Below are 7,585 nucleotides of genomic sequence, written 5' to 3'. Positions count from 1 at the left end.
CAGCGTCGCCGCCAAGGTCGAGCCCACGAGTTTGTGAAACCGCATCAGCCACCACCTGATCGAGGTCGTAAGGCCACACACTGAGTGCGTGTTGCTGCGCATTTTTAGGGTTGATCAATCACTTGTCAACATTCCATCCGAGGTTCACGCCTGCATCGTGACTCGCGGGGAGTGGTGCCATGACCTGCGTAAAGGGGATCGAATGGCGGGTTGACAGCGCAAAATCAAGCATCAAGACTGTGTGAACATGTTCGTTCTTGTCGGTTGCTGATGCCGATCGCCTGCGAGGAACCGAGTCATGCCACGCTTTCGCATTCCCGTCACCGCCGGTGCGGCCCTGGCCCTGACCTGCACCGGGCTCGCGGCCCCTGCCGCGCACGCCGGACCCGGGTACTCCGTGTCGGTCGGGGCCGTCGCCGAGTACCCGTTCCCGACGGACACGCCCGCCGCCCCGTTCCTCGACCGGGACGGGACCTTCCACTTCCAGCAGTCCGCCGCCCTCTACGGCAAGGAAGGCCCGCGGGTCTGGGACTTCTACACCGGCACCGACTTCGACTCGGCGCGGCGCGACGCTGGGCTGAGCGACGCGGTGAACCCGGCGGAACCGCGTGATCGCAACAACGACACGACGTGGCGATGCAACACCAGTCCGACCGGCCGCGAGGCGACCGATCCGCCCGCCGGGTCCAGCTACACCCAGAAGAACTTCTGCGATCTCGTCGGCACCTGGGTCGATCCAGACACCGGTGACTGGTATGGCTTGGTGCACAACGAATTCACTCCCGAACCGTTCGGCGCTTACTCGTTTTCGCACTACGACGCCATCGACTGGGCGGTATCGACCGACCAGGGCCACACCTGGCGGATCGGCGGGCACGCGATCACGTCGCCGTACTCGACGAAACGCGGCGACACGGCGGCGTTCCCGAACCAGACTTTCGACTACGGCGACGGCGATCCGCGGCTGTTCGCCGATCCGAAGTCCGGGTACTTCTACGTCTACTACGGCTCTCGCGTCGTGACGAAGGCCGGGGCGGGCGGCGGCGGGTTCAGCGGCCTCGCCCACGTGGCCCGCGCGCCGATGTCCGGGAAGATGAGCACCGGAACGTGGCAGAAGTGGTACGACGGCCGCTGGTCGCAGCCGGGCGTCGGCGGCAAGGAAAGCAACCTCGTGCCCACCGACGTCGACCCCCACGGCTACACCCCGCCGGAGAAGGACTACGACCCGGCACACACCGGCACCGCCGCCCAGCAGGTGGCGGCCGGCACGCTGCCGCGCAAATCCGATCTGTTCGTCATGAACATCGCCTACGACGCGTACCTCGGGCTGTACATCGGCGAACCGGAAGCGGTCGATTCGGCGGGTCCGCAACGGTTCTACGCGACGGAGGACCTGGCGAACCCGAAGTGGCGGCTGATCGGCGACACCGGTGCCTACCAGGACCAGTCGTGGTACCGCTGGTTCGTCGACTCGGCCAGCCGGACCGGCGGGACGATCGTGGGCAAGACCTTCCGGTCCTATTGCTCGATCTCGTGCGTGGACGGCCGCGACGGCGTCTACGCGGACGTCACCGTGGCGTCCGCCGCGCCGGCCGCGTCCCCGGTCGATCCGGGCCGCGTCTACCGGATCGGCTCCGGCCGGGTGCTCGCGGCGTCCGCCCGCACCGGGACGACGTCGGTGCCCTCGTGGCTGGCGGGCGACCGGGCGAACTGGCGGTTCACCCTCGTTGGGGACGGTTCTTACCGCATCACCAACGCCGCGAGCGGTTTGGCGCTGGGCGTTCCGGCAGTGCCGTCTGGCCGGGCCTGGGGGACCGCGCCGACGCTGAGCGCCGGATCGGGGGTCGCCCAGCAATGGTTCCTGGTCCCGGCGGACGGCGGGTCGCGTCTGGTCAACCGCTACAGCGGACTGGTGCTGGCGCTTTCGGCGGAGCCGGGGCGCCAGAGCGAGACCACGCCGGTGCGCGCCTGGACCGACCACAGCGGCAGCCGGGTCGGCGACGGCCGCACCTCGGGTGAGCAGATCCTGCGGCTCACCCCGCGCCGCTGAAACACCGGGCCGCGTGCCCGTCAACGCCGGGAACTCAAGTCGGCACTATGGGTGCGGTCCGAGGTGCGTCTGTCCCGGCGAAGGGGACGGCGCCGCTCTCGCCGGGCCCATCGCGGGCGTCGGGAGCTGGGCGTGTCGTCCGTGAGGGGAACCCTGAGGGAATCAGATTCCCTCAGGGTTCCCCTCACGGCCCTGCGCACCCGGTTATGCGAGCATCAATCGGGTGCGCAGGGTATCTTAGTGTCCTTTGTGGATGGTAGGCAGGAGCGCGCCACGCGGCTTAGGTTCCTGGGGCGTTCAGGCGATCGCGGCGGTGAAAACGTGCAGCGCCGAGTTCGACGGCAGGGTGACCGCGACGACTCGTTTGCCCGGCGTCAGCGGGACAGAGTTCGCGAACACCCGGTACGCCACAGTCGGATAGGCCGGGCCTGCCTTCGTGTTCTTGCCGGCCACCGAGGCGACCGTAGTCGCGCCGTACTTCGCCGGATCGGAGCAGCACCAGTTCGGGAAGCCCAGGTCGGCTTGGCTCGTACTGCCGTCGGCGTACCGGACGACGACCGTGCCGTTCGCCGCGGACCCGGTGCCGGTTCCGGTCAGGACCAGCTTGGCCCCGCTGCCCCGCACCGCGACGGTCTGGCCGCCCGCCACGACATTGTCCGGCTTCCCGGCACCGGCGTCGGGCCAGGTCGTCTGGGCGCCGTTCGCGGTGAACGGAGCACCGGGCTTCAAGCCCGCTTCGGCTAGGCCTTCCGCGCGGAAGCTGCTGCCGCTGCCGTCGAGGTCGCCGCTCGCGACGTGCGCCGCATCAGTGACCCCGACATTTCCGTACGCCGCGGCCATCGTCGCGTACGGCACCGTGACCATGGCCGACCCCGCCGCTTCGTGCGTACCGAGCCTGGCCTGGTACTTGGCGGTGGCGGTCACTTCGTAGTCCGCAGGCTTCAGCCCCGCGTCCGGCGTGAGCCGCACCGGAACCTGCACTGTCTGGCCCGGCCGCACGAACGCCGGAGCCTGCGGCACATCCGCGTGGAAACCGTGGGCCTGCACCGACAATGCCACATTCCGCACCGGCAGGGGAGTGCTGTTGGTGAAGCTGACGGTGGCCGACACGGCCTGGCCGGGAGCGGCTGTCGCGGGGGCGGAAAGCCGCACCGAGGCGTTGTCGTCGGCGGGGAAGAACCCGCCGACCGCGCTCGCCCCGAGCAGGCGGATGTCCTGGGCGGCACCGGAATCGAGCGAGCCGGTCTTCACTCGTACGACACCTCGCGCGGCGGGGTCGTACCACCAGCCGGACGGGGCCTTGTCCAGCTCCGCCTTGCTGGCGTACTGCGGCAGGATGCCGTGGCCGCCAAGGACCGCCGCCGGTTTCGTTCCCGTGTGGACGGACAGCTGGTAGTTCCGCGCCGCCGGTTTCCCGGGATACGACCCGGCGCTCGCACCGATCCCGACAGTCACCGTGCCCGGCCCGGACTGCGGCGCGTCCACAGTGAACGTCTGCTGAGCCTGCTCGCCGCGCTGGTAGCCGCGCGTGACGCCGTCGTCCTCGGTGAGCGTGAAGCTGCCCTTGCCCTGCGGGTAGACGTCGACGTCGAGCTGACCCTTGTCGCGGTTCTGCCACGACGTCGTGCCCTCCGCCCACATCGGCACCACGGCTCCGCCCCGGACGAACAGCGGCAGCTTGTCCAGCGGCGCGTCGTAACCGTCCACTGTGGTCGGACCGGTGTAGGTCTTGCCGCTCCAGTAGTCCACCCAGGTGCCCTTGGGCAGGTAGATGCCGTTGCGCACGGACGAGCTGTCGTACACCGGCGCGACCAGGAAGTCCGTGCCGGAAAGGAATTCGTACTTCGCCTGGTCCGTCCATGCGTTCGGGTCGTCGGGGTATTCCAGTGCCAGCGGCCGGACCTGGCCGACCCCGGTCTGGTGCGCCTGGACCGAGTAGCTGTAGGTGTAGGGCAGCAGCCGTTCCTTGAGCAGCAGGTACTTGCGGTTGATCGAGGTGAAGGGCTCGCCCTGGCGCCATGGCTGCTTGTCGGACGGGGCCCAGCCGTCCATGGTCATCGCGACCGGCAGGAAGGATTTCCACTGCAGGTCGCGGACGTAGGTCTGGGGGCTGCCGCCGAAGATGCCGTCGATGTCGCCGGTGTTGTAGGCGATGCCGGACAGCGTCGAGCCCGCGTAGGTCGGGATCTGCCATTTGATGTAGTCGTAGGAGCCGGACTGGTCGCCGCTCCACAGCACGCCGCACCGCTGCGCGCCGGCCCAGCTCACCGGCTGCCAGACGAACCCGCGCGCGTCGCTGTTGTCCTCGATGCCCTTGTGCGCGGTGTCGCAGGCGTCGAGGGCGAACTGGTAGCCGGGCCCCACCCAGGCGACGTCCAGTTTCCGCACGCGGACGCCCGCCTTGACCTCCTCGGCCTGGTTGGGCACGCCGTCCTCGGTCCACAGGCCGAGTTGCATCTTGTTGTCCCGCAGGCCTTCGCCGGTTTGCTGGAGGTTCTCGTAGCCGCAGCCGTACCCGTCGTTGACCAGCATCCAGCCGTTGGGCATGCCGTGTTCGCTATAGCCCTCGGCCACCTTCACCGCGTCGAGGGTGTGCCGTTCGCCGCGGTTGGCGTTGTGCAGATAGCAGTCGGAATCGCCGGTCTCCAGGCCGTAAACGGGCGGGAGGAAGGGTTTGCCGACCAGGTCGGTGTAGCCGGAGATGACGTCCTTGAGCCCGTCGCCGACGACGTAGGTGGCGTCGAAGCGGCGCTCGTCGTGGGTCGTGCGGACCGGGGCGGCGAACGAGTAGCTGCCGGGCGCGAAGGTGTTGCGCAGCACGCCGTACCCGGCCGTCGAGGCGTAGAACGGCTGGGAGTTGGGCGCGCCGCCGTCGTTCCAGTTGTCGTCGGCGAAAATCTTGATGGTCTGGTCACGGTGGCTGAAGCGGCCGTTCTGCTCGCCGCCGCCGACGTACTGCTCGTCCGCGCCGCGCGCGAGCGTCTGCGTGGTGGTGTCCCGGGTCCAGGACAGCGGGGCGGACTCGGCCCAGAGCTGCTTGCGGTCCGCGCCGTCGTAGAGGGCGAACTTCAGCGGGTGTTTGTAGGCGCGGAGGGTGGCCTTGCCGGTGCTGATCGCCCAGTAGCCGCCTCGGTCGGTCCGCTTCGGCACCGCCGGGGCGTTGCCGCTCGGCAGCACGATCTTGCTGCCCGCCGGATCGGTGAAGGTCCCGTCCGGCGCGAGCCAGACGCGGACCGCGGCCGCCGTGGGAAAGCTGACGCGGACAGCCGCGGCACCCGCGGTCAGGGTGGTCACCGGGCCGTCGGCGGCGACGCCGGTCAGGTCCCCGAGCTGCCCGGCGGGCGCGGTGGCGGCCTGGGCGGTGGCGGGTGTGGCGACGGCCAGCAAGACCAGCACTGTGGCTAGGCATCGCAATCGTTGCTTGTATATGCCCATTATGCACCTTCCTCGCGCATTAAAATGCACAGTGCGGTCTTGTATAGCGCATCGAGACGGCGAAGTCACCGGCTGAACCGGTGGATCAGACTTCCGTCGGGGTCCGGCTCCGGTGCGGCGAGCCCTATTCGATCTCCGGTTCGCCGATCCGCGCGGCGCGAGTGCGTGGAACGCTGCCCGGCGCGTCGTATCTGGTTGCTGGCAGTCGAATTCCGCTCGATGCGGTCTTTTCCGGGCCTGCCGTCCGACCGCGGCGCAACGTCGGCCCGGCCGGAAGCTCCCGGTTGCCTCATCCGCCAGATCAACACCCTCGCGGACAAGTTCGGTGAGGGCGGCGACGAGGATCAGCCCAGCGCCAGCAGCGTCGCGCCTACTACGGCGGCCCGATCCCCATGGTGCGCTTGGACAATCGCCGGCGCTCGCAGCGACCCGAGCCGGTGCGCGACCTCGCGGCCGAGCGGGTCCAGCAGCAGCGCGCCCGACTCGGCGAGGCCGCCGCCGACGACCACCGTGGTGCACCCGGCGACGGCGGTGGCCCACGCGATCGGCTCCGCGAGCGCGCGAACGCACTCGTCCCACGCCTCGACCGCGGCGGGATCTCCGTCGCGCACCCGCGCGGCGACAGCGGCCGCGTCGGGAGCACCGGCCCGCCGTGCGACGCCGGCGGCCGACGCGACCTCCTCGACGCGGCGGCCGTCGGGCAGCCGGACCTGACCGACCTCTCCGGCCCACGGACCGGTGTCGAGCACCTCGCCGCGCACGACGAGCGCGGTCGCGAAACCGGTGCCGACCGGAGCGAACAAGACTGGTCCGGACGCGTCCGCCGCCGCGCCGGTGCGGGCCTCGGCGAGCGCGCCCGCGCGGACGTCCTGCCCGAACACGAGAGGCACGCCGAGGCGAGCGGAGACGAGGTCGCGGACGGGGACGTCGTCCCATCCCAGGTTGACCGCCTTCACGCATCGCCCGCGGCGCTCGTCCACGATCCCCGGAACGACCAGTCCCACCGCGTCGACCGGATAGCGCGCGGCGGCGCGGACCACCAGTTCGGCCAGCGCCGCGGGGTCCCCGAACGGGGTCGGCTCGCGCCATTCCGCGAAAACCGAACAGCCGTCGGTCACGCGCATTTTGACCGACGTGCCGCCGACGTCGATGCCCAGGACGGCCATCAGGCGAGGATGACCGAACGGGCCAGCGACCGCGGGCGATCGGGATCGAGCCCGCGCTCACGCGCGAGCGCGAGCGCGAACCGCTGCGCGACGACCAGCCCGGCGAGCGGGTCGAGATCGTGGTGCACGAACCGGGCTCCGGTGCGGGCCACCTCGGCGGCGAGGCCGTCCGGGGTTTCGCCGAACGACCACACCAGGCGGCCGGGCTGCGCGATGGCGATCGGCCCGTGCCGGTAGTCCATCGCGGGGTAGGACTCGGCCCAGAACTGCGCCGCTTCGCGGGTCTTGAGCGCGGCCTCGCAGCTGATGCCGACCGCAGCCCCGCGTCCGATGAACGTGACCTGCTCGGCGTCGAGCAAGTCGTCGACGGATTCCCGCAGCGCACGCTCCGCCTGCCGCGCCAACTCGTCGACGTCGTCGCCGAGGTCCGCGCGCAGCAGCGCGAGGGTGCTCGTGGCGAAGCGGGTTTGCACGACCGATCGTTCGTCGGCGAATGACAGTTCGACGACCTCGCTCGCGGCCGCGGCCGCGGGTCCGTCGCCCACCGCGGTGATCAGCGTGGTGGGCCGCCCGGCCACCGCGGACAGCACTTCGATGATCTCGGTCGTGGTGCCGGAGCGGGAGATCGCGATGACTCGGTCGTATTCGCGGCCAGCCGGAAACTCGGACCCGGCGAAGGCGTCAGTGACGCCGAGGCCCCGCTGTTCGCGCGCGGCGGCGTAGCTCATCGCGACGAACCAGCTGGTACCGCACCCGACCACGGCCACCCGCTCGCCGGGTCGCGGCAGGGAATCGGCGACGTGTCCGGCACAGCCCGCCGCGGCGCGCCACATCTGCGGCTGAGAGGCCACTTCGGCGGCCGCGAAGGAACCAGGCTCCGGCGCGGCGGGCTCGCCGGGGGCGTCGGCTGCGGAGGAGAAGGACTCGGAGGAGG

The 7,585-nt window shown here is 70.4% G+C and carries 4 protein-coding genes; 1 reads left to right on the top strand and 3 read right to left on the bottom strand.

Annotated elements, in window-relative coordinates; genetic code table 11:
* Nucleotides 1-298: 298 nt before the first annotated feature.
* Complete coding sequence (locus ACFSVL_RS15015) at nucleotides 299-2,050, top strand: RICIN domain-containing protein (RefSeq protein WP_378304494.1); 1,752 nt, start codon at nucleotides 299-301, stop codon at nucleotides 2,048-2,050.
* A 297-nt stretch (nucleotides 2,051-2,347) separates the two neighbouring features.
* Here ACFSVL_RS15015 and ACFSVL_RS15010 read toward each other — a convergent pair whose 3' ends face one another.
* The 3 genes from ACFSVL_RS15010 to ACFSVL_RS15000 form a co-directional block, all read right to left on the bottom strand.
* On the bottom strand, nucleotides 2,348-5,485 hold the full coding sequence (locus ACFSVL_RS15010; RefSeq protein ID WP_378304492.1) for a TIM-barrel domain-containing protein: 3,138 nt from the start codon (nucleotides 5,483-5,485) through the stop codon (nucleotides 2,348-2,350).
* Between the two features lie 344 nt (nucleotides 5,486-5,829).
* On the bottom strand, nucleotides 5,830-6,651 hold the full coding sequence (locus ACFSVL_RS15005) for an ROK family protein (RefSeq protein ID WP_378304491.1): 822 nt from the start codon (nucleotides 6,649-6,651) through the stop codon (nucleotides 5,830-5,832).
* On the bottom strand, nucleotides 6,651-7,484 hold the full coding sequence (locus tag ACFSVL_RS15000) for an SIS domain-containing protein (protein ID WP_378304685.1): 834 nt from the start codon (nucleotides 7,482-7,484) through the stop codon (nucleotides 6,651-6,653). Before ACFSVL_RS15000 ends, ACFSVL_RS15005 begins: the two co-directional genes overlap by 1 nt.
* Nucleotides 7,485-7,585: the final 101 nt, after the last annotated feature.

The sequence above is a fragment of the Amycolatopsis silviterrae genome, from assembly GCF_042684085.1.
Taxonomy (GTDB): Bacteria; Actinomycetota; Actinomycetes; order Mycobacteriales; family Pseudonocardiaceae; genus Amycolatopsis; species Amycolatopsis silviterrae.
The sequence above is the reverse complement of the archived record's forward strand: the minus strand, read 5'-3'. Positions and strand labels throughout refer to the sequence as shown.